Below are 24,178 nucleotides of genomic sequence, written 5' to 3' on the forward strand. Positions count from 1 at the left end.
GGTCAGGCCCGCGCCGCACGGGCAGCTAGGGGATGTCGTCGGCCCGGGGCGTACCCCGGTCCGTGGTGGTGACCCGGGCGATGGCCTCCACGGTGAGGGCGCGCCCGTGCGGCTCCCTGGCCAGGGCGCGGTGCAGCGTCAGGCCCTCGATGAGGGCGTCGAGCTGGCGGGCCGTGTCCGGGTCGAAGTGCTTCTCCAGGTGGACGCGGCTGCGGCGCATCCACTCGTGGGTCAGCTCCCGGTAGGCCGGTTGCCGCGCGGCGAGCGTGTACAGCTCCTGCGTGAGCACCAGGTCCCGCTGGCTGTCCTCGGACAGCTCGTGCACGAGGTCGGCCACCGCCGCCCGGGCCTCGTCGCGGTCGGCGGCGGCGCCGAGGTGTTCGTCGAACACCGCGACGATGTGGTCGGTGAACCGGCCGAACGCCTCCCGCAGCAGCTGCTCGATGCCGCTGAAGTGGTACGTCATCGAGCCGAGCGGTACCCCCGCGCGCTGGGCGATCCTGCGGTGGGAGACGCGGGCGATGCCCTCCTCGGCGATCAGGTCGAGGGTGGCCGCGAGGATGCGCTCCCGCCGCTGCGGATCCGTGTGTCCGGTTGCCATGGGAGCAGACTTACACGTTCCGCACCGGCCGGGCAGGGTTGCCGACGGCCACGACGTTCGCCGGTACGTCCTTCGTGACGACCGCGCCCGCGCCGATCACCGCGTTGTCCCCGATGGTCACGCCCGGCAGCACGATCGCGCCGCCGCCCAGCCAGACGTTGTCGCCGATGACGATCGGGCGGGCGGCCTCCAGCTTGTCCCGCCGGGGTCCGGGCTCCAGCGGGTGCGTCGGGGTCAGCAGCTGGACGTTCGGCCCGATCTGGCAGTCCTCGCCGATGGTGATCGCCGCGACGTCCAGCGCCGTCAGGTTGTAGTTGACGAAGGTGCGTGCCCCGACGGTGATGTTGCTGCCGTAGTCGACGTACAGCGGCGGCCGCACATGGGCCTCGGCGCCCAGGGAGCCGAGCAGCTCCGCGAGGAGCGGCCGCGCCGCCTCCGCGTCCTCCGCGTAGGCGGCCTGGTAGCGGGCGGCCAGCCGCACCGCCTGCTGCTGCCTGCGGGCGATCTCCGGATCGTCGGCGATGTAGAGGTCGCCCGCCTGCATGCGTTCGAGGTTGGTGCGGGAGTCGCCCGCGAAGTGGTCCGTCGGCATGCGTGCGATGGTACCCCCGAAAGCGTACGAACGTACACTCCCGCTGCCGCGTCGCCCGGCGGTGTCGCCCGGCGGTACGGCTCAGCCGCGCCGGGGCCGGAGCACTCCGGCGCACAGCAGCACGAGGAGCCCCGCGAGCGGCACCACCAGCAGGCCCACCCGCAGGCTCGTCGCGTCGGCCACCAGTCCCACGACCGGCGGCGAGAGCAGGAAGCCGAGCCGCATCAGCCACGAGACGAGGGTCAGGCCGGAGCCGGGCTTGAGGCCGGGCAGTTGGTCGGCCTCGTGCATGGCCGCCGGGACCAGCGTCGCCACCCCGAACCCGGCCGCGGCGAACCCGAGGACCGTGCCCGGCACCGTCGGCACGGCCAGCGCCAGGCCCATGCCGACCGCGGCGATCAGGGCGCCGGAGCGGGCCACCGCGCGCTGGCCGAAGCGGTCCACGAGCCGGTCGCCGACGATCCGGCCGACGAACTGCGCGCCGACCAGGGCGACATACCCGGACGCGGCCAGCGCCGCCGTCGCGTGCAGCGAGTCGGAGAGATAGAGGGTGGCCCAGGACATGCCCGCGTCCTCGACGAGGGTCCCGGCCGTGGCGATGAGGACGAGGGCGGCCAGCACCCAGCCGGTGCGCAAGCCGGCCGCCGGGGCCCGGATCGCCGACGGCGCGGGGTCCTCGGCGCCGGACTCCGCGGTCGGTTCGGCCTCGGTCTCGGGGCCCGGCAGGCAGTAGCGCAGGGCGACGCAGGCCGCGAGCGCGAACACCACGGCGGAGAAGAGCAGGTGCGGGCCCCGCGAGACACCGAGCGCGATGGCGGCGGCGGCCATGGACCCGCCGGTGACGGCGCCGATGGACCAGATGGCGTGGAAGGAGTTGATGATGGAACGTCCGTACCGGCGCTGCACCCGCAGACCGTGGGCGTTCTGCGCGACGTCGGTGAAGGCGTCCATCGCCCCCGCCAGGAACAGCGCCCCCGCGAACACCACCACCGAGTCGGCCAGGCCCGCGGCGAGGATGCCCACCCCGGTCAGCAGCGTGCCGCCGACCGCGACCCGCGCCGAGCCGAACCGGCGCACCAGGATCCCGGCCGCGAGCCCGGCCGTGATGGCGCCCGCCGGGAACGCCGCCACGGCCAGTCCGTAGGCGGCGTTCCCGATACCGAGGTCCGCCTTGATCTGCGGATAGCGCGGCAGCAGGTTGGCGAACAGGGCCCCGTTGGTGAAGAACAGCACGGCGACGGCCACGCGAGCCCGCCGATCGGCCAGGGCGGGCCGGCGCAGTACGTCAACAGTCATGCGCGGGAGCCTACCGCCGGGGCGTACGAACGTACACTCCCGGCCGTCCCCGGCCGGAGGGGACCTGTCAGTGCCTCTTGGCGCACAGGGCCGCGTCCACGGCGCCCTGGAGATGACGCAGGCTGTCGCCCTCGGCCGCCCACGTCGTGGTGTAGACGGTGACGGTGCCCCGGCCGCCCGTGGCCCGGCCGCCGCCCACCGAACCGCCGGGCAGGTCGCCGCCGTGGCCCCAGTAGACGCCGCCGCAGCTGAGCGGGATCGAGGCGAGGCCGTACCCGTAGCGGCTGCCCGCCGGGTAGACGTCGCGGCCGCCGATGTCGGTGGTGTCCCGCGTCATCAGGCGCACCGCCCAGCCCGGCAGGAGGCGGCCGCCGAACAGACCGTCCCAGAAGGCGTTGAGATCCACGGGGGTGGACACCAGGCCGCCGGACGCGCCGAACTCGTACCCGGGCAGCTCGGTCACGTCCACCCTGCCGTCCTGCGGGTGTGCCGGGTGGACGCCGTAGTTCCGGGCGTGCGGGCCGCGCAGGTCCAGCTCGCCGGGTGCGGGCCAGTAGGTGTCGTCCAGGTGCAGCGGGCGCAGGATCGTGCGCTCCACGTACGTGCGGAAACCGACCCCGGACACCTCGTCGATCACCATGCCGAGGACCAGGTAGTTGGTGTTGGAGTAGCCCCAGTCCGTGCCGGGCTCGAAGACGGGCTCCGCGTCGAGCGCCAGCGCCAGGTACTCCTCGGGCGTCCCCGGCCGGGTCCAGTCCACCAGCGCCGAGTACTCCGCAAGCCCGCTGGTCTGCTTCAGCAACTGCCGTACGGTGATGGGGCTGTCGGCCAGTTGGGGCACGTAGGAGCCCGCGCGGTCGCCGAGGCGCAGTCGGCCGTCCACCACCAGCCGCATCACCGCGGTCGCGGTGAACGCCTTGGTGTCGCTGGCGAGCCGGAACCGGCCCCGCTCGTCGGTCATGGGCCGGCCCGAGTCCAGGTCGGCGACGCCGGAGGTGCGGGTCGTCCTGCCGTCGTACGCGAGCGCGCCGGGTACGCCGTCGCGTGCGGTGAGCAGGTCCAGTTGACGCTGCACGGCGTCGGGGTGGCCGGGGCGGCCCGGGTGGGCCGCCGCCGCGGGCGCGAGCGCCCCGGTGAGTGCGGCGGCGAGCAGGACTGCGGCGGCGAGGCGCTTGCGGTGCATGTGTCTTCCCCCTGTTCGTGGCCGCCCGACCACGGCGGGCGGACGGTGTCCCTTCACCGACGACCCTCTCAGGGCCGGGAAGGAAGATCAGTGGGACTGGCCCCCGGCCCGGGGGTGTCACCAACACCCCCCCTGCCAACACCCCTCGGCAGGCGCGCCCGGCCTCAGCCGAGCAGGTCGGCGACGAGCACGGCGAACTCCTCCGGGGTGGCCAGCCGGACACCGAGCTGCTCCGCCTTGGCCCGCTTCGAACCCGCCCCCTCGCCCGCGACGACGAGCGTCGTGTTCTTGGAGACGCTGGAGGAGGAGCGCCCGCCGGCCCGCTCGATGAGTTCGTTCATCTCGTTGCGGCTGAGCCGCTCCAGATGTCCGGTCATCGCGCCGGTGACGACCACCTTCATGCCCGCCAGCGGGCCGCCGTCCGCCGCCGCGGCGGGCGTGGCCCCGTCCTCGTCGTCCGCGTCGGCGGGCGGGGGCGGGGTCGCGCCGGGCTCGGTCATGTTGACGCCGGCGGCGGCGAGCTTGTCGATGAGCGGGGCGAGTTCGGCGATCTCCGCGACCACGGAGGGGGCCTTCTCCACCCCGATGCCGTCGACCCGCTGCATGGCCTCGGCGTCGGCGGCGCGTATGCGGTCCATGGTGGCGAAGTACCGGGCGATGCGCCGGGACATGGACCGGCCGGTGCCCCGGACCCCCAGCGCGCACAGCACCCGGGACAGCGGCTGCTCCTTGGCGCGGGCGAGCGCGGCGAGCAGGTTGTCGGTGCTGGTCTCGCCCATCCGCTCCAGGGCGAGCAACTGCTCGCGCCGGAGCAGGAACAGGTCGGCCAGGTCGGCGACGAGCCCCGCCTCGACGAGCTGGACGACCCGGGTGGTGCCGAGCCCCTCGATGTCGAGCTGGTCCCGCCCGGCGGCGTAGGCGAGGGAGGCGACCAGGTGGCAGTTGCGGCCCTGCGCGCACCGCCAGCGCTCCTCGCTCGTGTCGATGTCCGAGCCGCAGCGCGGACACGCCTCGGGGAAGACGATGGGCTGTTCCTCGCCCGTCCGCAGATGTGCGACCGGCGCCTCGATGCGCGGGATGACGTCACCGGCGCGGTGCACCATGACGTGGTCGCCCAGCCGAAGGCCGCGCCGGGTGATGTCGGCCGGATTGTGCAGCGTGGCGTACGTGATCGTGGAGCCCTCGATGACCACCGGTTCCAGGACGCCGCGCGGGGCGATGATGCCCGTACGGCCGACGTTCCACTCCACCTCCAGCAGCCGGGTGATCTTCTCGACGGCCGGGAGCTTGTACGCGATCGCCCACCGCGGCGCCCGCGAGCCCGACCCGGCGGCCCGCTGATCCGCGGCGAGGTCCGCCTTGACGACGATGCCGTCGATGCCGAACGGCAGCTCGGCACGGAGCGCGGCGATCTCCTGGACCCGGGCCACCACCTGCTCGGGCGTCTCGACGACCACGTCCGGCACCGCGGTACCGGCGCTGGTGTGCACGCCGAGCCCGGCCGCCGTCTCCATCAACCCGCTGTACGGCAGCTCCTCCAGCCGGCCCGCGAGCGCCGCGTCGGTGCCGGGCAGGGCCAGCAGGCCGTACCCGAAGAACGTCATCGGCACCGTGTAGGCGCGCTCCTTCGCCCGCAGGGTGCCCGCGGCCGCGTTGCGCGGATTGGCGAAGGGCTGCCCACCGTGCCGGATGCGCACCTCGTTGGCGTGCTCGAACTGGGCCGTCGTCATCAGGATCTCGCCGCGCACCTCGACGGTCACCGGCTCGGTCAGTGCCTCGGGCAGCCCCTCCACGGTGCCGATCGCGTGCGAGACGTCCTCACCGGCCGTGCCGTCGCCCCGGGTGATCAGCCGGGTGAGGCGGCCCTCCCGGTAGCGGGCGGCGACGGCGAGGCCGTCCAGCTTGGGGCCCACACTGAACCGCGTGACCTCGCGGTCGACGCGCCGGGCCAGGGACGCCGTCCACGCGGTGAACTCCTTCGGCGAGAACACGTTGTCCAGGCTGAGCATCGGCACCGTGTGCGGCACGTCCCCCTCGGCCGCGCCGCCGGCGACCTTGCCGGTGGGGGAGTCGGGCAGCACCTCGCCCGGGTGCTCGGCCTCCCACGCGGCGATCCCTCTCGCCAGCCGGTCGTAGGCGTCGTCGTCCAGCGGGGAGGAGCCGCCCGCGTAGTAGGCGGCGGCCGCGCGGGCGGCGTCCTCGACGGCCTGGGCGTAGGCGGTGGCGTCGACGATCACTGCTGCAGGAGTAGTCATGGCCCAGATCATGCCGCCCACCACTGACAACGGGTCCGCGCCGCCGCGCGGCTGCCGCTCCGCTTGCGGAGCCGCCGACATGGGGTTTCGGTGGAACCGACTCGCCACCGCCCCGGGAGCTGTCATGTCGATGCCGTCGTTCGGATTCGGTGCGTCCGATCCGTTCAGTGATCTGTTCAACCGGTTCTTCGGAACGTCGCCCGCCTCCTCGCCCCCGGCGGTGCAGCGGGTGCCGATCGGCCGGCTGCTGACCGAGTCCTCGCAGGAGCTCCTCAATCTGGCGGCACGGCGGTCCCTGGAGGACGGGACGTCCGACCTGGACACCGAACACCTGCTGTGGGCGGCCACGAAGGTCGAGCCCGCGCGGGGACTGCTCGCCCGGGCGGGCGCCGACCCCGACGCGCTCGCCTCCCGGATCGCCGAGGTCCTTCCCCGCGAGGCGGGCGAGCCGTCCGCCGAACCGGGCCTCACCCCGGCCGCGAAGCGCACCCTCGCCACCGCGTACGCCCGCTCCCGGGCGTCCGGCGTCTCCTACATCGGCCCCGAGCACATCCTGGGCGCCCTGCTGGCGGACGGCGACACGGGCGCGGCCCGGCTGCTGGGCGCACAGGGGCAGGACATCGGCAAGCTGGAGGGGCTCACCGAGCAGGCCGCCCGTTCGGGCGGGACCCCGGGCGACGACGGTGGGAAACCGGCCACGACACTGGACGAGTACGGGCGGGACCTGACCGACGAGGCGAAGGCCGGGAAGCTGGACCCCGTCGTCGGCCGTGCCGAGGAGATCGAGCAGACCGTCGAGATCCTCTCCCGGCGCTCCAAGAACAACCCGGTGCTGATCGGCGAGCCCGGCGTCGGCAAGACCGCCATCGTGGAGGGACTGGCCCAGCGCATCGTGGCCGGCGAGGTGCCGAACACGCTGAAGGACAAGAGGGTGGTCACCCTCGACCTGTCCGCCATGGTGGCGGGCGCGCAGTACCGTGGCCAGTTCGAGGAGCGGCTCAAGAAGGTCATCGAGGACGTCCAGCAGGCCCGCGGCGACATCATCCTGTTCATCGACGAACTGCACACCGTCGTCGGCGCCGGGGCGAGCGGCGAGAGCTCCATGGACGCCGGCAACATGCTCAAGCCCGCCCTCGCCCGCGGCGAACTGCACGTGGTGGGCGCGACCACCATCGACGAGTACCGCAAATACGTCGAGAAGGACGCCGCCCTCGAACGCCGCTTCCAGCCCGTGATGGTCCCCGAGCCCTCCGTCGAGGAGACGGTGCAGATCCTGGAGGGCCTGCGCGACGCCTACGAGGCGCACCACCAGGTCCGCTTCGCGGACGGAGCGCTGACCGCGGCGGCGGAACTGTCCGACCGCTACGTCGGCGACCGCTTCCTGCCCGACAAGGCGATCGACGTCATGGACCAGGCGGGCGCCCGGGTACGGCTGCGCAACGCGAGCCGTTCCACCGAGGTCGTCGGCCGCGAGGACCGCATCGCGAAGCTGCGCCGGGAACAGGAGCAGGCCGTCGCCGCCGAGGACTACGCCCGCGCGGGCGAGCTGAAACGCGAGATCGCGGAGGCGGAGGGGGAACTCGCGGGCATCGAGGAGCGCCGCGAGGGCGTCGTCTCCGTCACCGCCGACGACATCGCGGACGTGATCTCCCGCCGCACCGGCATCCCGGTCTCCCAGCTGACGGCGGGGGAGAAGGAGCGGCTGCTCAGGCTGGAGGAGGAGATGCACGCCCGGATCGTCGGCCAGGACGAGGCGGTCACCGCCGTCTCGCGGGCCGTGCGCCGCAACCGGGCCGGCATGGGCGACCCCGACCGCCCCGTGGGCTCCTTCCTCTTCCTGGGCCCCACCGGTGTCGGCAAGACCGAGCTGGCCAAGACCCTCGCCGAGCTGCTGTTCGGCGACGAGAAGCGCATGATCCGCTTCGACATGAGCGAGTTCCAGGAGAAGCACACGGTCGCCCGGCTGGTCGGCGCGCCCCCGGGATACGTCGGTTACGAGGAGGCCGGCCAGCTCACCGAGAAGGTCCGACGGCAGCCCTACAGCGTGGTCCTGTTCGACGAGGTGGAGAAGGCCCACCCGGACGTCTTCAACACGCTGCTGCAGATCCTCGACGACGGCCGCCTCACCGACGGACAGGGACGCACCGTCGACTTCCGGCACTGCGTGGTCATCATGACGTCCAACATCGGCGCCCACCGCATCCTCGACCACAAGGGCGACGTGTCCGACCTCAAGGACGAACTGATGCAGGAGCTGCGGAGCCGGTTCCTGCCGGAGTTCCTCAACCGCATCGACGAGATCATCGTCTTCCACGGCCTCACCGAGGACGACCTCTCGCGCATCGTGGACCACCTGCTGGCCCGGAGCGAACGGCGGGTGCACGCCCAGGGCATGACGCTGAAGGTCACCGAGGCGGCCAGGAGACTGCTGATCGCCCACGGCCACCAGCCGGAGTTCGGCGCCCGTCCGCTACGGCGCACGATCCAGGCGGAACTCGACAACCGCGTCGCCGACCTGCTCCTCGGCGGCGAGGCCGACCCCGGCGACACGATCGTCGCCGACGTGGTCGACGACTCCCTGCACTGCACGGTCGACAAGTCCGGCACCCCACGACCCGCGGAGGCGAGCGGCACATGAACACCGTCGAGGAGACGATCGAGATCGCCGTACCGGTACGCACCGCGTACGACCAGTGGACCCAGTTCGAGTGCTTCCCGCGGTTCATGACCACCGTCAAGCGGGTCGAACAGGTCAGGCCCGCCGTCACCCTGTGGGTCGTCGGACTCGGCCCCCTGCGCCGGGAGTTCGCGACCGAGATCGTGGACCAGGTGCCCGACTCGCACCTGACCTGGCGCAGCCTCGGGCAACGCCACGGCCACCGGGGCGAGGTGACGTTCCGGCCCGCCGAGGGGGAGCGCACCTCGGTGACCGTGCGGATGACGGCCGAGCCGCGCGGACTCACGGGCGTACTCGTCCTGGTCCCCGGGGCGGCCGGCCGCGTCGTGCGGCGGGAACTCGCGCACTTCAAGGCGTACATCGAAGGACACGGGGAGGCGAGCGGCGCCTGGCGGGGGACCATCCGGGACGGCCAGGTGCGGCCTCAGGAGCCGGAGCCGCCGCGCAGCCGGGTGGCGGTCTGGCCCGTGGGCTGACAGGCCCGTACGGGAACACAGCGAACGAGAGGCGATCCCCCGATGAAGAAGCCGCCCAGGGACGAACCCCGGGACGACCTGACCGTCACCCCGCCCAAGACCTGGGCCGCCGGTGTGCCCGCGGTGGTGCACGCACTGGAGTACTCCCTGGCGCAGACGTCCCCCAGGGAAACCGCGGTGGACCTGCTGACCATGAACCAGGTCGACGGGATCGACTGCCCGGGCTGCGCCTGGGCGGACCCCGCGCCCGGCCACCGGCACCGCAACGAGTACTGCGAGAACGGCGCCAAGCACATCAACGACGAGGCGACCACCCGGCGGATCACCGCCGACTTCTTCCGCGAGCACTCCGTCTCCGACCTGGCCCAGCGCTCCGACCTGTGGCTGAACCAGCAGGGACGGCTCACCGAGCCGATGGTGAAGCGGCCCGGCTGCGACCACTACGAGCCGATCAGCTGGCGCGACGCCCTCGACCTGCTCGCCGGGGAACTGAAGGCGCTGGACAGCCCCGACGAGGCGGTCTTCTACACCTCGGGCCGGGTCAGCAACGAAGCCGCCTTCGTCCTGCAACTCTTCGCCCGGGCGTACGGCACCAACAACCTGCCCGACTGCAGCAACATGTGCCACGAGTCGAGCGGCTTCGCCCTGCACGAGACCCTCGGCACCGGCAAGGGCACGGTCAGCCTCGACGACCTCCACCACGCCGACCTGATCTTCCTGGTGGGGCAGAACCCGGGCACCAACCACCCGCGTCAGCTGTCCGCGCTGGAGCAGGCCAAGCGCAACGGCGCCCGCATCGTCGCCGTCAACCCGCTCCCGGAGGCGGGGCTGCTCAGGTTCAAGAACCCGCAGAACGCACGCGGGATCATCGGCCAGGGCGTCCGGATCGCCGACCGGTTCCTGCACATCCGCCCCGGCGGCGACCTCGCCCTGTTCCAGGCACTGAACCGGCTGCTCCTGGAGGCCGAGGACGCCCGGCCCGGCACGGTCCTGGACCACGCGTTCATCCGCGACAGCACCAGCGGCTTCGAGGAGTTCGCCGAGCACGCCCGGCAGGCCTCCTGGGACGACGTGGTCACCACCACCGGTCTGACCCGCCACGAGATCGAGCAGGTCCGCGACGAGGTACTGCGCAGCAAGCGGGTCATCGTCTGCTGGGCGATGGGCATCACCCAGCACAAACACGGCGTGCCCACCATCCGTGAGATCGTCAACTTCCTGCTGCTGCGCGGCAACCTCGGCCGGGCCGGAGCCGGCGCCTGCCCCGTACGCGGCCACAGCAACGTCCAGGGCGACCGCACCATGGGCATCTGGGAGCAGATGCCGGACTCCTTCCTGGACGCCCTGCGCGACGAGTTCGGCTTCGACCCGCCGCGCGCCCACGGCCTCGACTCGGTCGACTCGATCAAGGCGATGCGAGAGGGCCGGATCAAGGTCTTCCTCGGTGTCGCGGGCAACTTCGTCCGGGCGGCCCCCGACAGCGCGGTCACCGAGGAGGCCGTGCGGAGCTGCCGCCTGACCGCCCACGTCTCCACCAAGCTCAACGGGTCCCACACCGTCTGCGGGCGGACCGCGCTGATCCTGCCCACCCTCGGCCGCACCGAACGCGACCAGCAGGCGGGCGGCGAGCAGTTCGTCACGGTGGAGAACTCCATGAGCGAGGTGCACACCTCCCGCGGACGGCTCAAGCCCGCCTCACCCCTGCTGCTCAGCGAGGTCGCCATCCTGTGCCGGCTCGCCCGCCGCACCCTCGGCACCGGCCCCGGGAACGTGCCCTGGGAGGAGTTCGAGGCCGACTACAGCGCGATCCGCGACCGGATCTCCCGGATCGTGCCGGGCCTGCACGACTTCAACCGGCGCGTGGCACGCCCCGGCGGCATCCGGCTGCCCAACCCCGTCAACGAGGGCGTCTACCGCACCGCCACCGGCAAGGCCGTGTTCACCCGCAACACCTGGCGCACGCCCGACGTGCCCGAGGGCCACCTGCTGTTGCAGACCCTGCGCTCCCACGACCAGTGGAACACCATCCCCTACTCCCTGAACGACCGCTACCGGGGCATCCACGGCAGCCGCCGGGTGGTCATGGTCAACCCGGACGACCTGAGCGCCCTGTCCCTGGCCGAGGGAGACCGCGTCGACGTCGTCGGCGTCTGGCACGACGACACCGAGCGGCGCGCCGAGGGCTTCGAGGTGGTCCCGTACCCCACCGCCCGCGGGTCCGCCGCCGCGTACTACCCCGAGACCCAGGTCCTGGTCCCGCTGGACAGCGTCGCCGACATCAGCAACCAGCCCACCTCGAAGGGCATCGTCGTCCGGCTGGAGCGCACGACACCGTAGCCGCATCGTGAGACGGGCCCCGCCGCGGGAATGGCGGGAAGCGGGGCCCCGTTGACACCTGTCATGCCCGACTCTTCCCCACGGCCCACGGCCGGACGCATGCCGCTCGCCGTCTACATCCTCGGCCTGTCCGTCTTCGCCCTCGGCACCAGCGAGTTCATGCTCTCCGGACTGCTGCCGCCCATCGCCGACGACATGGACGTGTCGATCCCGCGAGCCGGGCTGCTGATATCGGCGTTCGCGATCGGCATGGTGGTCGGCGCGCCGCTGCTGGCCGTCGCGACCCTGCGCCTGCCCCGCAAGACCACGCTCGTCGCGCTGATCTCCGTGTTCGGCGTCGGCCAGGTCGCGGGCGCGCTCGCGACGGGCTACGAGGTCCTGTTCGTCTCGCGGGTCGTCAGCGCCCTCGCCTGCGCCGGATTCTGGGCGGTGGGCGCGGCCGTGGCCATCGCGATGGTGCCGGTGACCGCGCGGGCCCGCGCGATGGCCGTGATGATCGGCGGACTGTCCATCGCCAACGTCCTCGGCGTTCCGGCGGGCGCCTTCCTCGGCGAGCACCTGGGCTGGCGGTCCGCGTTCTGGGCCGTGGGCGGCGCGTCCGCCGTCGCGCTCGTCGGCGTGGTGACCCTGATCCCCCGAATCCCGCTGCCCGAGCGGCGGCCCCGGCTGCGGGGCGAGCTGGCGATCTACCGGGACCGCCAGGTCTGGCTGTCCATCGTGGTGACCGCGCTCGCCGCCGGCGGCGTCTTCTGCGCCTTCTCCTACCTCGCCCCGCTGCTCACCGACGTCGCCGGGCTCGCGGACGGGTGGGTGCCGACCGTGCTGGCGCTGTTCGGCGTCGGCGCGCTCATCGGCACGACGATCGGCGGCCGGGTCGCCGACGCCCACCTGTTCGGCGTACTGCTCTCCGGCATCACCGCCTCGACGGTGCTGCTGGCCGCCCTCGCGCTGTTCGCCTCCAGCCCCGCCGTCGTGATCGTCCTGTCGCTGCTGCTCGGCGTCTCCGCGTTCTACACGGCGCCCGCGCTCAACGCGCGCATGTTCAACGTCGCCGGTGCCGCGCCCACCCTCGCGGGCGCGACGACGACCGCCGCGTTCAACCTGGGCAACACCGGCGGGCCCTGGCTCGGCGGCACGGTGATCGACGCGGACCTCGGCTACGAGGCCACCGCCTGGGCGGGCGGGGCGATGACCCTGGTCGCGATCGCCTTCGTCGCCGTCTCCCTGCGGCTGCACACCCGGTCGCGCGTCGTGGCGGGCGGCGGCCCGGCCATCGGGACCGCGAGCCTGGAGCGGGCCCAGCGGGTGTGACACCGGACCCCGGCGCTCACCGTCGCCGGGGCCGCTCCGCGACGGCCCTGGCACAGCGGTCGGCCAGCCCGGCGAACGCCTCCTCGAGCGCGGGCGGGCCCACCACCTCGATGTCGGTGTCGTAGAGGCAGAACGCGGCCGCGAGGGAGGGCCACGACCAGGAGCCCGTCGTGAGCCGGCAGCGGTCGGGACCCAGCTCCTCGACGGTCCCGTCGGCGGCGTGCGGGGACACCGCGGAGGCGGGCAGGTGGAGTACGGCCGTGCCGCGGCAGGGCCAGTCCGGGGAACCGTCCGAGCCGCGGAACCTGCCGGTGAGGAAGGCGGCCACGTCCCCGCCGGGCAGGTCCCGGGGCGTGAAGCGCGGGCCGGTGGGCGTGCGCGGGGTGATCCGGTCGGCCCGGAAGACCCGCCAGTCCGCGCGGTCCAGGTCCCACGCGACCAGGTACCAGCGCCCGCCCCGGGTGACGAGATGGTGCGGCTCCACCCGGCGCGGGGGCGGCGCCTCCCCGGCCCCGGTGCCCGCCCGGTGGCCCGGGGCATGGTCGAAGCGCAGCACCTCGCGTGCCTGGACGGCGGCGCTGAGCGCCATCAGGACGCCGGTGTCGGCCTGGAGCGGCGGCCGGGGCGCCGACCGTGCGACGGGGGTGACCTGGAGGGCGTCGATCCGGTGCCGCAGCCGGGCGGGCATGACCTGGCGCAGGGTGGTCAGGGCGCGCTCGGCCCCGTCCTCGATCCCGGCGCCGGTGGCCGCGGCCGTCCGCAGCGCGACCGCGAGGGCGACCGCCTGCTCGTCGTCGAAGAGCAGCGGGGGCAACCGCGTCCCGGCGTCCAGGCGGTAGCCGCCGTCGGGGCCCTTCACCGACCGGACGGGGTAGCCCAGCTCCCGGAGCCGGTCGACGTCGCGGCGCAGCGTGCGCGCACTGACGTCCAGCCGCTCCGCCAGCACCGCACCGGGCCAGTCCCGGCGGGCCTGGAGCAGCGAGAGCAGGGACAGCAGCCGGGCGGAGGTCTTCTGCATGGCCACCATGCTGCCGCACATAGCGGCCACAACCTGACCGCTACCTGAAGCAGAGTGGGCACCGCGGGGCCGGACCGGCCCAGCTTTCCCTCCGAGGCAAGGAGCCCGACATGACCGCCAAAGCCGTGACCCACCTCAACTTCCGTGGTGACGCCCGCGAAGCCCTCACCTTCTACCAGGCCGCGTTCGGCGGGGACCTGACCGTGGTGACGTACAAGGACGCCGGCAGCGTCCAGGATCCCGCCGCGGCCGACCAGGTGATGTTCGGCCAGGTGTCCACCGCCGACGGCCTGGCCGTGATGGCCTACGACGTGCCGTCCGACCTGCCGTACCACCAGGGCGAGAACGCTTTCTTCGTCTCGGTTCGCGGCGAGGGCACCGAGGAGATCACCGCGTACTGGGAGAGGCTCGCCGAGGGCTCGACCGTCCTGCGGCCCCTGGGCACCGCCCAGTGGGCGCCCCTCTACGGCATGCTGCGGGACCGGTTCGGCGTCACCTGGGTCCTGGACGTCGTGAGCGAGTACAACGCGTGAGCGTGCTCGACGCCCGGTCGCTGAACCGGGCGGCCCTCGCCCGGCAGCTGCTGCTCGACCGCGCGGACCGCCCGGTGCCCGACGCCGTCGCGCACCTCGGCGGCATGCAGGCACAGGAGCCGCAGGAACCGTTCGTCGGGCTGTGGTCGCGGCTGAGCGACTTCGCCCCGCGGGCGCTCGACGACCTGCTGACCGGGCGTCGAGTGGTGCGGACCCACCTGATGCGCCGCACCGTCCATCTCGTCACCGCCGAGGACGCACTGGCCTGGCGATCGCGCCACGACGCCATGCTGCGCGGACGCGTCCTCGGCACCTACCGCCGCGAGCTCGCCGGGGTCGACCTCGACGAGCTCGCGGCGGCGGGCCGCGCGGTCCTGGCCGACGGCGAGCCCCGCTCGATGGGCGACCTCGCCCGCGCCGTGGCCGCGCGGTGGCCGGACGCGGGAACTCGGCCACTGGGGGAGCTGCTGGTAGCCGCGCTGATCCCGACGGTGCAGTTGCCGCCGCGGGGGCTGTGGCGCACCAGGGCCGGGGTGCGCAACGCCCCGGTGGCCCACTGGCTGGGCCGCGAGGTGGACCCGCCCGCCCCGCCGGGCACCGATCCGGTCGGGGAGGAGCTGGTACGGCGCTACCTGGCCGCGTTCGGGCCGGCCGCCTCGGCGGACCTGCGTGCCTGGTGCGGGCTCGCGGGGCTGCCGGCCGCGGTCGCGGCGGTGCGCGGACAACTGGTCTCCTTCCGCGACTAGCGGGGCCGGGAACTGCTGGACCTGCCCGACGCCCCGCGGCCCGACCCCGGCACCCCGGCGCCGGTGCGCTTCCTGCCCGCCTTCGACAACGCGGTCCTCGGCTACCAGGACCGCGGCCGGATCATCGACGACCCGCACCGCGGCCTGTCGGTCACCGGCGCCCGCTTCGTCCTCGTCGACGGGAGGGTGTCGGCGACCTGGACCGTCGAGGACGGCACGGTGACCGTCACCCCGCTGCGCCGGCTCACCCGGCCCGAGCGCGCCGGGGTCGCCGAGGAGGGGCAGGCCCTCGCGTCCTTCCTCTCCGACGGCGACAGCGACCGCGTCACGGTCGGGGCGGCACCGCCGTGAGGGGCGGCCGACCCGGACGGGGCTCGGCGCCCGGCGGTGTCACGCCGCGGGCACGACGTCGGCGACGACGCAGCTGACGTTGTCGGGACCGCCGGACCCGTTGGCGAGGGCCACCAGTTCCCGGACGGCTGCCCCGGGCTCCCCCGGGGCGGCCAGCACCCGGCGGATCTCGTCGCCCGGCACCACCGTCGACAGGCCGTCGGAGCAGAGCAGGTAGCGGTCCCCGGGCCGGACGTCCTGGAGGCGCATCTCGGCGGTGGCGTCGGCTCCCCGGCCCAGGGCCCGCACCAGCAGCGACCGCTGGGGGTGGGACACGGCCTCCTGCGGCGTGATGCGGCCCTCGTCGATCATCGACTGCACCACGGTGTGGTCGTGCGTGATCTGGAACAGCTCCCCGTCGCGCAGCAGGTACACGCGCGAGTCGCCGATGTGGACGAGACCCAGCTGCGACCCCGTCCAGAGCATCGCGGTGAGGGTCGTACCGGCCTGCTGCGGCGCCGAACCGGAACCCACGGCGCCGTGCACGGCCCGCTCGGCCTCCGCCACCGCGTCCGCGAGCACGTTGAGGAGGCCGTCCGCCGGGACCCCGCCGCTCTCCAGCCGCCGCAGCGACTCGACGGCGGCGGCGCTCGCCGGAGCCCCCTCGTCGCCGAAGCCGTCGGCGACGGCCAGCAGGTGGGAACCGGCGTAGGCGGTGTCCTGGTTGCGCTCGCGGACCAGGCCGGTGTCGGAGGCGGCGGCGTAGCGCATGCTCAGGGCAGGAGTGGTGGGAGACATGGCGGGATCCTTCCGGGTCAGGTGGTCGACGAGGAAGGCGGCCAGGTCCCGTCGGGCGGCGGTCTCGGCCTCGGTCCGTGCCCAGAAGGCGCGGACCTCCCCGGCCGCCGCTCCCGCGTCCAGCGAGCACACGTGCCGGATGCGGACCAACGGCATCCCCAGGCGGCGCAGCCAGGCCACGAGCCGGGCCCGTTCCACCTGTTCCGGGGCGTAGCGGCGGTAGCCGGTGACCGGGTCGACGCGGGCGGGCGGCAGCAGGCCCAGCTCGTCGTAGAGACGCAGCGCCTTCGGCGACAGCCGGGTCGCCTTCGCGAACGCCCCTATGGTCAGCAGCTCCACGCCCACGTACCCACCCCTCCTCGTACCGGGCGCTTCGCCCGGTGACACCGATGCTGCGGCCTGCCCCAAGGTGAAGGTCAACCGCGGTCAACCGCCGACCGACCCGAGACGTGTGACGTCGACCGAGCCCTCCCCGGTTCGCGGCTGGGGGACCGCCGCCCACAGTGCGGCCAGCGCCGCGAAGACGGCGACGAGGGCGAGCGCACCGGTGCGGCCCTTCGCCCAGCGGGCCCGGAACCGGACCGGGTCCTCCACCAGGACCTTGGAGAGGTGGGCGAGCGCCACCGACACGGCGAGCAGCACCGCCGTACGGGGAGCCCCGTCGAGACCGAGCCGTTCCTCGCTGAGCAGCAGGTACACGGGCCAGTGCCAGAGATACAGGCTGTACGAGACCACGCCGAGCCGGCGCAGCGGCGCGGCGGCGAGGAAGCGCCCGGCCGGTGTGCGCGGAGCCCGGGCGAGGCACGCGATGAGCAGGGCGGCGGCCAGGGCGTGGAGGAACAGCCCGCCCCGGAAGAGGGACGGGGAGTTCTGGCCGTCGGCCACGACCCAGTACGCCCCGATGCCCGCCGCCAGGGCGAGGCTCCACCGGCCCGCCGCGCGTTCGCCGAGGCGGGAGACCAGTCGCGTGGCGGGCTCGGTGGCCGCCAGCGCCCCGAGGAGGAGCGAGAAGGCGCGGGTGTCGGTGCCCTCGTAGACCCGGGTGGTGTCGGCCGGAGCGGTCAGGACGACCATCAGGACCAGGGACGCGACGGCACCGGCCGCGGCCACCGCGGCCACCCGCCGTCCGGCGCCCCGGCCGCGGGCCACCAGACAGAGCACCAGCGGCCACACCACGTAGAACTGCTCCTCGACCGCGATGCTCCACAGATGGCTGAAGACCCTGGTCCCGGCCGAGTCCCAGTAGCCGACCCGGTCGGCCACGAAGTGCCAGTTGGCGAGGTTCGCGGCCACCCACGGTCCGTCGTCGAGGGCGTACCGGAGCAGGTTCGGCGGGCCGAGGGCCCACACCAGGAGCAGGGTTGCGGCGAGTACGACCGCGAGCGCGGGCAGCAGCCGCCGTGCGCGCCGGCCCCAGAAGGCGAGCAGGTCGATCCGGCCGCCACGGGCCCGCGCCTCCTTGAGCAGCAGGCCCGTGATGAGGAAGCCGGACAGGACGAAGAAGAGGTCGACGCCCAGGAACCCGCCGTCGAAGTGACCGGCGTGGAAGAACAGCACGCCCAGGACGGCGAGGCCGCGCAGGCCGTCGAGCGGAGCGATGTGCCGCCGCGTGGGCCGCGGCTCGGGGGAGGGGGCGGCGCGGGCACGGCGGTGGGCGGGGGAGGGTGTGGCCGGCAGGGGCATGGGTTGCTCTCCGTGGAAGGGGCGAGGCGTCCCCGGCCCGCGACGGCCTCGCCGGGGGCGGGTGGGCGGGCCGGGTTCCGCCATGGGGCTACGCGCAGCCGAGCCGGCTGTAGACCTTCTCGCCGGTCCACGCACCGGTGGCCCACGTGTCGGCGGCGGCCGGGTCGAAGCCGTACCGCTTCTCCAGCTGCTCGCCGAACCAGACGGCGAACGCCGCCGAGCCCTGCTGGCAGGAGTGGATGCCGTCCTCGCTGCGCTGCGCCTGCTCGGAACCGCTGTCGTCGCCCCACAGGTCGGCGGCGTCGAGGAAGCCGGCCGTGTCCGGGTGCTCCTCGGCCACGCTCTTCGCGGAGCGCGGAGCGGATGCGATCTCCGCCTCGTGCGGCTGGTAGAAGTCGTCGATCTTGAAGGGCGGGGCGGAGACGAGGAGGAGGTCGGCCCCCGCCTCGTTCACCGTCTTCACCAGGCGTTCGTAGGCCGCGCGCTGTTCGGCCGGAGTGCCCCAGTCGTAGGTGGTGACCTGGTAGGCGACGACGTCCGGCGCGAAGGACTTCAGCGTCTTCGGCAGGCGGTCCCAGGTGGGCGCCGCGATCTCGCCGACGACACCGCCGCCGCCGGCGGCGGCCACCGACTTGAAGGCGACGCCCCCGGCCTCCATGGCCGCGTCGAGGGCGGGCGCCTGGGCCTCACCGATGGAGTCGCCCATCCACAGCAGGCGTCGCGGCCTGTCGTCCCGCTTTCCGTCGGAGGAGTCCTTCCCGCCGTCCGGGGTGCCGGCCGCCGCGCTGTCGCTCGCGGAGACCTCGACGCCGGTGCCGGAGCCCTGACAGCCGGTCAGGGCCAGTGCCACGGCCGCGGCCACGAGGGCGTACCCGGCGGCGTGGCGGGCGGGCAGCGACCGCCCGCTTGAGTTGATCTCGTTGTCCATGCCTCCAGCACAGGCCACCCGCGCCCGGCCCGGGGAGGGCTGTCATCGTTTCCTCACATGACGCGGAACCCGGCGTCATACGCTTCGAGCACGCTGGCAGAAGACGGCCGCCGCCGAGCCGAGGAAGCCGAGCCGAGGAAACCGGAGAAGAGCGCACCCCCATGGCACGAGTCCTGCTCATCGAAGACGACCCCGCCGTACAGAGAGGCGTCTCCCTCGCGCTGAAACGCCGGGGGCACGAGGTGGCCGTCGCGGGCAGCGGGGAGACCGGCCTGCTGACCCTGGAGCGGCACCGGCCCGATCTGGTGCTCCTCGACCTGATGCTGCCGAACATGAGCGGCCTGGAGGTGTGCCGCCGGATCCGGGAGAGCAAACGGATCCCGATCATCATCCTCTCCGCGCGGGGCGACGAGATCGACATGGTCGTCGGCCTGGAGGCGGGCGCCGACGACTACGTCGTCAAACCGGCGGGCGCCGAGCTGCTGGAGGCGCGGATCCGGGCCGTTCTGCGCCGGGTCGCGCCCGCCCAGGACGGCGGCACGCCGAATCCGGCCGCCGCCGGCCCGGAGCGGCACGCGGACCTCACGGTGGACCGCACCACCCTGGTCGTGGCCAAGCACGGCACCGAGCTGCCCCTGGCGCCCTCGGAACTGAAACTCCTGCTGTTCCTCACCGCCACCCCCGGGCAGGTGTACTCGCGCCAGCAACTGCTTGAGCAGGTCTGGGAACACTCCTTCTACGGCGACGTCCGCCTCGTCGACGCCTGCGTGATGCGGCTGCGCGCCCGTATCGAGGACGACCCGCGCAGACCGGTGTACGTGCAGACCGTGCGCGGCTTCGGCTACCGGTTCGGCCCGCTGTGAGCCGGCTGCGGCCACCGCTCCGGCTCGCTGTGAGCAGGCTCCGGCCGTACCCGCCCCGCGGGCTGCGGACCCGGCTGGTGGTGGCCTTCCTCCTGGCCGCCGCCTTCGGCGCCCTGCTCACCGCCGGCTTCACCTTCCACCGGGCCCGCGCGGCCATCCTCGACCGCGCCGCGGAGACCGCCGTCGCCGATCTGCGCACCCAGCTCGACTCCCTCGCTCCCGACCTGGCCCTGCCGCCCACCGACGAGGACCTGCGCGGGCTCACCGGGCAGATCGACCAGGCCGGCGGCGCCCGGGCCTGGCACGCGTCCGCCTCCTACCGGGGCGGCGAACCGGTCTCGGCCTCCCCGGGCGCGCCGCCCGTCCCCGACGGACTGCGGGAGACCGTCCAGGACACCGGGCGGGCCGTCCACCAGCGGACCGAACACGACGGCCGCCCGTGGCTGGCCCTCGGCGTGCCCGTCGCCTACGCCCCCGACGAAGCCGGGAACGGGGACCCGGACACGCTCTCCGGCCTGACCGTGTACGCCGTCTTCCCCCTCGACGACGACCGCGCCGACATCGACGCCCTGGTCACCGCCGCCCAGGCCGGAGCCGTCCCCGCGCTCGCCCTCGCCCTCGTCCCGGCCCTCTTCGCGGCGCGCAGCGTCCTGCGGCCCGTCCGACGGCTGCGCCACGGCGCCGAACGCATCGCGGCCGGGGAGCTGGACACGCGCCTGGACACCGAGGGCCACGACGAACTCGCCGACCTGACCCGCTCGTTCAACACCATGGCCGAGACCCTGGAGCGGGACGCCGCCGAACTGCGCCGGCTCGAGGCGGGCGCCCGCCGCTTCGCCGCCGACGTCGCCCACGAACTGCGCACCCCGCTGGCCGCCATGGCCGCGGTCACCGAGGTCCTCGACGAGGACGCCGCCTCGGGTGTACTGCCCGCCGACACGGAGGACGCCGTCCGGCTGATCAGCGAGGAGGTGCGCACCCTGGCCCGCATGGTGGAGGACCTCATGGAGGTCTCCCGCTTCGACGCCAAGGCCGCCCCCGTCCACCGGGAGGACGTCGACCTGCGCAGCCTCGTGACCAAGACCCTGCAACTGCGCGGCTGGGCCCACGACGAGCGGGTCCGGGCCGACCTGCCCGAACCGGCGCCCGTACGCGTCGACCCCCGCCGGATCGACGTCGTCCTCGGCAACCTGGTCGCCAACGCGCTGCACCACGGACGCCCGCCCGTGACGGTCGCCGTCCGCGCGGGCGGCGACCGGGTCCGGGTCACCGTCACCGACCGGGGGCCCGGCATCCCGGACGACGCGCTCCCGCACGTCTTCGACCGCTTCTACAAGGCCGACGCGGCCCGCCCCCGTTCCGGGGGCAGCGGCCTCGGACTCGCCATCGCCCGGGAGAACGCCGCCCTGCACGGCGGCACCCTCACCGCCGCCAACCACCCCGACGGCGGTGCCGTGTTCACCCTCACCCTGCCGTCGGCCGCCTCCTCCCCGGGAACGACATGACATCCCGCCACTTCCCGCACCCGAATCGGGCCGCCCTCGCCCTCACCGTGCTGCTCGCCGCCGGGGCCACCGGCTGCGGCATCGGCACCACCGGCCCGGTGCAGGCCGGCGCACCCGCCTCCGGCGTCCAGCGGCCCGGCGACGGGGCGAGCACCGTGCGCCTGTACTTCGCCGGCCCCTACGGCACCCGCCCCGTCACCCGGCGGACGGACGCCCCCCTCGCCCCCCAGCAGACCCTCGACCTGCTCCTGGACGGTCCCACCCCGGCCGAGCGCGAGCGCGGCCTGACCACCCACGTCGAGTCGAGAGCGGCCGGACGGCTCACCGCGACCACGAGCGAAGGCGCCGTCGACGTCGTCGTCCCCCTCCGGGTCAGCGCCGGCGAACTCGACGTGACCGCGGTCAGCCAGCTGGTCTGCACCGCGGCCCACGCCGACGTCCCGGGCGGCCTGTCCGCCGACGAGGTCGACGTCCGGATCCACGAGAGCGGCACCCGGTCCGCCCGCCCCTGGACCCTGCGCTGCGGTGCGGGCGGCAACGCCGTGCCCTTCACCGGCTGAGCGCCTTCGGCTGCCCGCGGCAACGAAATGCGGAGTACACCCATCTTCGTGATCTACACCGAGGGGAGAGGAGCGCGGGACCCCACTACACCCGACGCAGTACGCCAGTCCAGACCCAGGGTCGGATCAAACGCCGAGAACCCCGGGCGAGCATGGATGTGTACCCCGGTCAGCGCCTCCGCCTTCCCCCCATGTGCCGGGTCTTCGTCCTGCCCGTAACCCGACGGATTGGTCCAAAAGGTGGCTACGTTTCTCTATCGACTCGGCCGGAGGGCGTTCCGGCGCCGCGGCCTGGTCGCCCTGTTGTGGGTGGCCATACTCGTGGGCGCCGGCGTCGCCTCGTCCGCCGCGCCGGCCCCGCCCGAAGACTCCTTCTCCATGCCGGGCACCGAGTCCCAGAAGGCGTTCGACCTGCTCGACGAGCAGTTCCCGGCCGCCAGTGCCGAGGGCGCCACGGCCCGCGTCGTGATCCGTGCCCCCGAGGGCGCGAAGATATCCGACGCGGCCGGCAAGGACCGGGTGAAGGACCTGGTCGCCGACCTCGAGGCCGGCCCGCAGGTCTCCTCGGTGGACGACCCGTTCGAGGCGAACGCCGTCAGCAAGGACGGCACCACCGCCTACGCCTCCGTGACCTACAAGGTCAACGCGATGGAGCTGACCGACGAGGCCCGCGACTCGCTCACGGCCGCCACCGACGGCGCGCGCCAGGGCGGGTACACGGTCGAGACCGGCGGCGACGCGGTCGTGGCCGAGCAGGAGATGGGCGGCACCGCCGAGCTGATCGGCATCGGCGTCGCCGCGATCGTGCTCCTGCTGACCTTCGGCTCACTGGTCGCGGCGGGCATGCCGCTGCTCTCGGCGATCATCGGTGTCGGCATCGGCATCTCCGCCATCGGCGCGCTCGGCAGCACGCTGGAGCTGTCCGCCACGACCTCCACCCTCGCCATGATGATCGGCCTCGCGGTCGCCATCGACTACGCCCTGTTCATCGTCTCGCGCTACCGGGCCGAGATAGCCGAGGGCCGCGCTCCCGAGGAGGCGGCCGGACGCGCGGTCGGCACCGCGGGCTCCGCGGTCGTCTTCGCCGGACTGACCGTCGTCGTGGCCCTGGCCGGTCTCGCGATCGTCAACATCCCGATCCTCACCAAGATGGGCCTGGCCGCCGCGGGCACCGTCGGCATCGCCGTGCTGATCGCCCTCACCCTCACCCCGGCACTGCTCGGCTTCGCCGGCAAGAAGGCGCTCAGCCGCAAGGACCGCAAGGCTCCCGCCGGGGCGCGGGCCGCCTCCGGCAAGCCGAAGCTCGGCACCCGGTGGGCCCGCTTCGTACAGCGGCGCCCGGTCACCGTCCTGCTGACCGCGGTCCTCGGCCTCGGCGTGATCGCCGTACCGGCCGCCGGCATGGAGCTGGGCCTGCCCGACGAGGGCAGCTCGGCCCCCGACACCACCCAGCGCAAGGCCTACGACATGCTGTCCGAGTCCTTCGGGGCCGGGTTCAACGGCCCGCTGATGGTCACCGTCGACGCACGCGGCGCGGACGACCCGAAGGCCGCCGCGGACACCGTGGGCGAGAAGATCACCGGACTGGGCGAGGCCGCGGCCGTCACCCCCGCCAACTTCAACGAGGAGGGCGACACCGCCGTCCTCACCGTGATGCCCAAGACCGGCCCCAGCGACGTCGCCACCGAGTCGCTGGTGCACGACATCCGCTCGCTGTCCGGCGACATCAGGGCCGACACCGGCGCGACCATGCTGGTCACCGGTGCGACCGCGATGACGATCGACTTCTCGCAGACCCTGGACGACGCGCTGATCCCCTACCTGGCGCTGGTCGTCGGGCTCGCCTTCCTGCTCCTGATGCTGGTGTTCCGCTCGGTCCTCGTCCCGCTGAAGGCGGCCCTGGGCTTCCTGCTCTCGGTGGCCGCGGCGCTCGGCGCGGTGGTCGCGGTCTTCCAGTGGGGCTGGCTCGCCGCCGTGTTCGGCGTGGACCAGCCGGGCCCGATCATGTCGATGATGCCCATCTTCATGATCGGCGTGGTCTTCGGCCTCGCCATGGACTACGAGGTCTTCCTCGTCACCCGCATGCGCGAGGCGTACGTCCACGGACAGTCCGCCGCCGAGTCCGTCACCACGGGCTTCACCCACGGCGGCCGGGTGGTCGCGGCCGCCGCGATCATCATGATCAGCGTCTTCTCCGGTTTCATCCTGGAGAACGACGCCATGATCAAGATGATGGGCTTCGGCCTCGCTATCGCGGTGCTCTTCGACGCCTTCGTGGTGCGCATGGCCATCGTGCCCGCGGTGCTCGCCCTGCTCGGCACCAAGGCGTGGTGGCTGCCCAAGTGGCTGGACCGCGTCCTGCCGAACGTCGACGTCGAGGGCGAGAAGCTGCACCGGGAGCTCGGCGACACCGCCGCTCCCACGGAGCCCGCCCGCGAACCGGAGACGGCCGGAGTCTGACCCACGCGCCCACGGCCCCGGTGTCC

The 24,178-nt window shown here is 73.6% G+C and carries 18 protein-coding genes and 1 pseudogene; 10 read left to right on the top strand and 9 right to left on the bottom strand.

Annotated elements, in window-relative coordinates:
• Positions 1-25: 25 nt before the first annotated feature.
• The 5 genes from ACFYZ3_RS21100 to ligA form a co-directional block, all read right to left on the bottom strand.
• The gene (locus ACFYZ3_RS21100) at positions 26-601 is read right to left on the bottom strand and encodes a TetR/AcrR family transcriptional regulator (RefSeq protein ID WP_388519799.1); all 576 of its coding nucleotides are present in this window, start codon (positions 599-601) and stop codon (positions 26-28) included.
• A 10-nt stretch (positions 602-611) separates the two neighbouring features.
• Entirely contained in the window at positions 612-1,193 is a 582-nt protein-coding gene (locus ACFYZ3_RS21105; protein WP_388519802.1) for a sugar O-acetyltransferase, read from the bottom strand.
• Between the two features lie 81 nt (positions 1,194-1,274).
• On the bottom strand, positions 1,275-2,489 hold the full coding sequence (locus ACFYZ3_RS21110) for an MFS transporter (RefSeq protein ID WP_388519805.1): 1,215 nt from the start codon (positions 2,487-2,489) through the stop codon (positions 1,275-1,277).
• Positions 2,490-2,556: 67 nt separating this feature from the next.
• Entirely contained in the window at positions 2,557-3,672 is a 1,116-nt protein-coding gene (locus tag ACFYZ3_RS21115; RefSeq protein ID WP_388519808.1) for a serine hydrolase domain-containing protein, read from the bottom strand.
• Positions 3,673-3,836: 164 nt separating this feature from the next.
• Positions 3,837-5,927, bottom strand: coding sequence for an NAD-dependent DNA ligase LigA (gene ligA / locus ACFYZ3_RS21120; RefSeq protein ID WP_388519811.1), 2,091 nt, complete (start codon positions 5,925-5,927; stop codon positions 3,837-3,839).
• 124 nt (positions 5,928-6,051) lie between these two features.
• Between ligA and ACFYZ3_RS21125 the strand changes: the two genes are divergently transcribed.
• From ACFYZ3_RS21125 to ACFYZ3_RS21140, 4 genes are all read left to right on the top strand, one after another.
• On the top strand, positions 6,052-8,565 hold the full coding sequence (locus ACFYZ3_RS21125) for an ATP-dependent Clp protease ATP-binding subunit (RefSeq protein WP_388519814.1): 2,514 nt from the start codon (positions 6,052-6,054) through the stop codon (positions 8,563-8,565).
• Positions 8,562-9,080 carry an SRPBCC family protein gene (locus ACFYZ3_RS21130; RefSeq protein ID WP_388519817.1) on the top strand — a complete coding sequence of 173 codons (519 nt, stop codon included), beginning with the start codon at positions 8,562-8,564 and terminating at the stop codon, positions 9,078-9,080. Before ACFYZ3_RS21125 ends, ACFYZ3_RS21130 begins: the two co-directional genes overlap by 4 nt.
• 42 nt (positions 9,081-9,122) lie before the next feature.
• On the top strand, positions 9,123-11,417 hold the full coding sequence (locus ACFYZ3_RS21135) for an FdhF/YdeP family oxidoreductase (protein ID WP_388519819.1): 2,295 nt from the start codon (positions 9,123-9,125) through the stop codon (positions 11,415-11,417).
• Positions 11,418-11,516: 99 nt separating this feature from the next.
• A complete protein-coding gene (locus tag ACFYZ3_RS21140; protein ID WP_388520557.1) occupies positions 11,517-12,728 on the top strand; it encodes a Cmx/CmrA family chloramphenicol efflux MFS transporter in 1,212 nt (403 codons plus the stop codon).
• A gap of 16 nt (positions 12,729-12,744) precedes the next feature.
• On the opposite strand, the gene ACFYZ3_RS21145 is transcribed toward ACFYZ3_RS21140, so the two are convergent.
• Positions 12,745-13,746 (bottom strand): helix-turn-helix transcriptional regulator, encoded by a 1,002-nt coding sequence (locus tag ACFYZ3_RS21145; protein ID WP_388519822.1) that lies wholly within the window; start codon positions 13,744-13,746, stop codon positions 12,745-12,747.
• A 110-nt stretch (positions 13,747-13,856) separates the two neighbouring features.
• On the opposite strand from ACFYZ3_RS21145, the gene ACFYZ3_RS21150 reads away from it, so the two are divergent.
• Together ACFYZ3_RS21150 and ACFYZ3_RS21155 are read left to right on the top strand one after the other, a co-directional pair.
• A complete protein-coding gene (locus ACFYZ3_RS21150; RefSeq protein ID WP_388519825.1) occupies positions 13,857-14,279 on the top strand; it encodes a VOC family protein in 423 nt (140 codons plus the stop codon).
• A pseudogene (locus ACFYZ3_RS21155) lies at positions 14,276-15,376 on the top strand (winged helix DNA-binding domain-containing protein). Before ACFYZ3_RS21150 ends, ACFYZ3_RS21155 begins: the two are co-directional and overlap by 4 nt.
• A gap of 39 nt (positions 15,377-15,415) precedes the next feature.
• Here ACFYZ3_RS21155 and ACFYZ3_RS21160 read toward each other — a convergent pair.
• The 3 genes from ACFYZ3_RS21160 to ACFYZ3_RS21170 all read right to left on the bottom strand — a co-directional run bounded on the left by ACFYZ3_RS21160 (position 15,416) and on the right by ACFYZ3_RS21170 (position 18,764).
• Positions 15,416-16,492 (bottom strand): MerR family transcriptional regulator, encoded by a 1,077-nt coding sequence (locus ACFYZ3_RS21160; protein WP_388520560.1) that lies wholly within the window; start codon positions 16,490-16,492, stop codon positions 15,416-15,418.
• 87 nt (positions 16,493-16,579) lie between these two features.
• Positions 16,580-17,836, bottom strand: a complete 1,257-nt coding sequence (locus tag ACFYZ3_RS21165) for an acyltransferase family protein (RefSeq protein ID WP_388519828.1) — start codon at positions 17,834-17,836, stop codon at positions 16,580-16,582.
• A gap of 88 nt (positions 17,837-17,924) precedes the next feature.
• Positions 17,925-18,764 (bottom strand): SGNH/GDSL hydrolase family protein, encoded by an 840-nt coding sequence (locus tag ACFYZ3_RS21170; protein ID WP_388519831.1) that lies wholly within the window; start codon positions 18,762-18,764, stop codon positions 17,925-17,927.
• Between the two features lie 161 nt (positions 18,765-18,925).
• On the opposite strand from ACFYZ3_RS21170, the gene ACFYZ3_RS21175 reads away from it, so the two are divergent.
• The 4 genes from ACFYZ3_RS21175 (at position 18,926) to ACFYZ3_RS21190 (ending at position 24,152) form a co-directional block, all read left to right on the top strand.
• Complete coding sequence (locus ACFYZ3_RS21175) at positions 18,926-19,627, top strand: response regulator (protein ID WP_388519836.1); 702 nt, start codon at positions 18,926-18,928, stop codon at positions 19,625-19,627.
• Positions 19,624-21,132 carry a sensor histidine kinase gene (locus tag ACFYZ3_RS21180; RefSeq protein ID WP_388519838.1) on the top strand — a complete coding sequence of 503 codons (1,509 nt, stop codon included), beginning with the start codon at positions 19,624-19,626 and terminating at the stop codon, positions 21,130-21,132. Before ACFYZ3_RS21175 ends, ACFYZ3_RS21180 begins: the two co-directional genes overlap by 4 nt.
• Positions 21,129-21,692: a hypothetical protein gene (locus tag ACFYZ3_RS21185; protein ID WP_388519841.1), complete on the top strand. Its 564-nt coding sequence runs from the start codon at positions 21,129-21,131 to the stop codon at positions 21,690-21,692. The genes ACFYZ3_RS21180 and ACFYZ3_RS21185 overlap by 4 nt, the downstream gene beginning before the upstream one ends.
• Before the next feature lie 240 nt (positions 21,693-21,932).
• A complete protein-coding gene (locus ACFYZ3_RS21190; RefSeq protein WP_388519844.1) occupies positions 21,933-24,152 on the top strand; it encodes an MMPL family transporter in 2,220 nt (739 codons plus the stop codon).
• The last annotated feature ends 26 nt before the right edge of the window (positions 24,153-24,178 follow it).

It is taken from the genome of Streptomyces sp. NPDC001599, from assembly GCF_042893535.1.
Classification (GTDB): Bacteria; Actinomycetota; Actinomycetes; order Streptomycetales; family Streptomycetaceae; genus Streptomyces.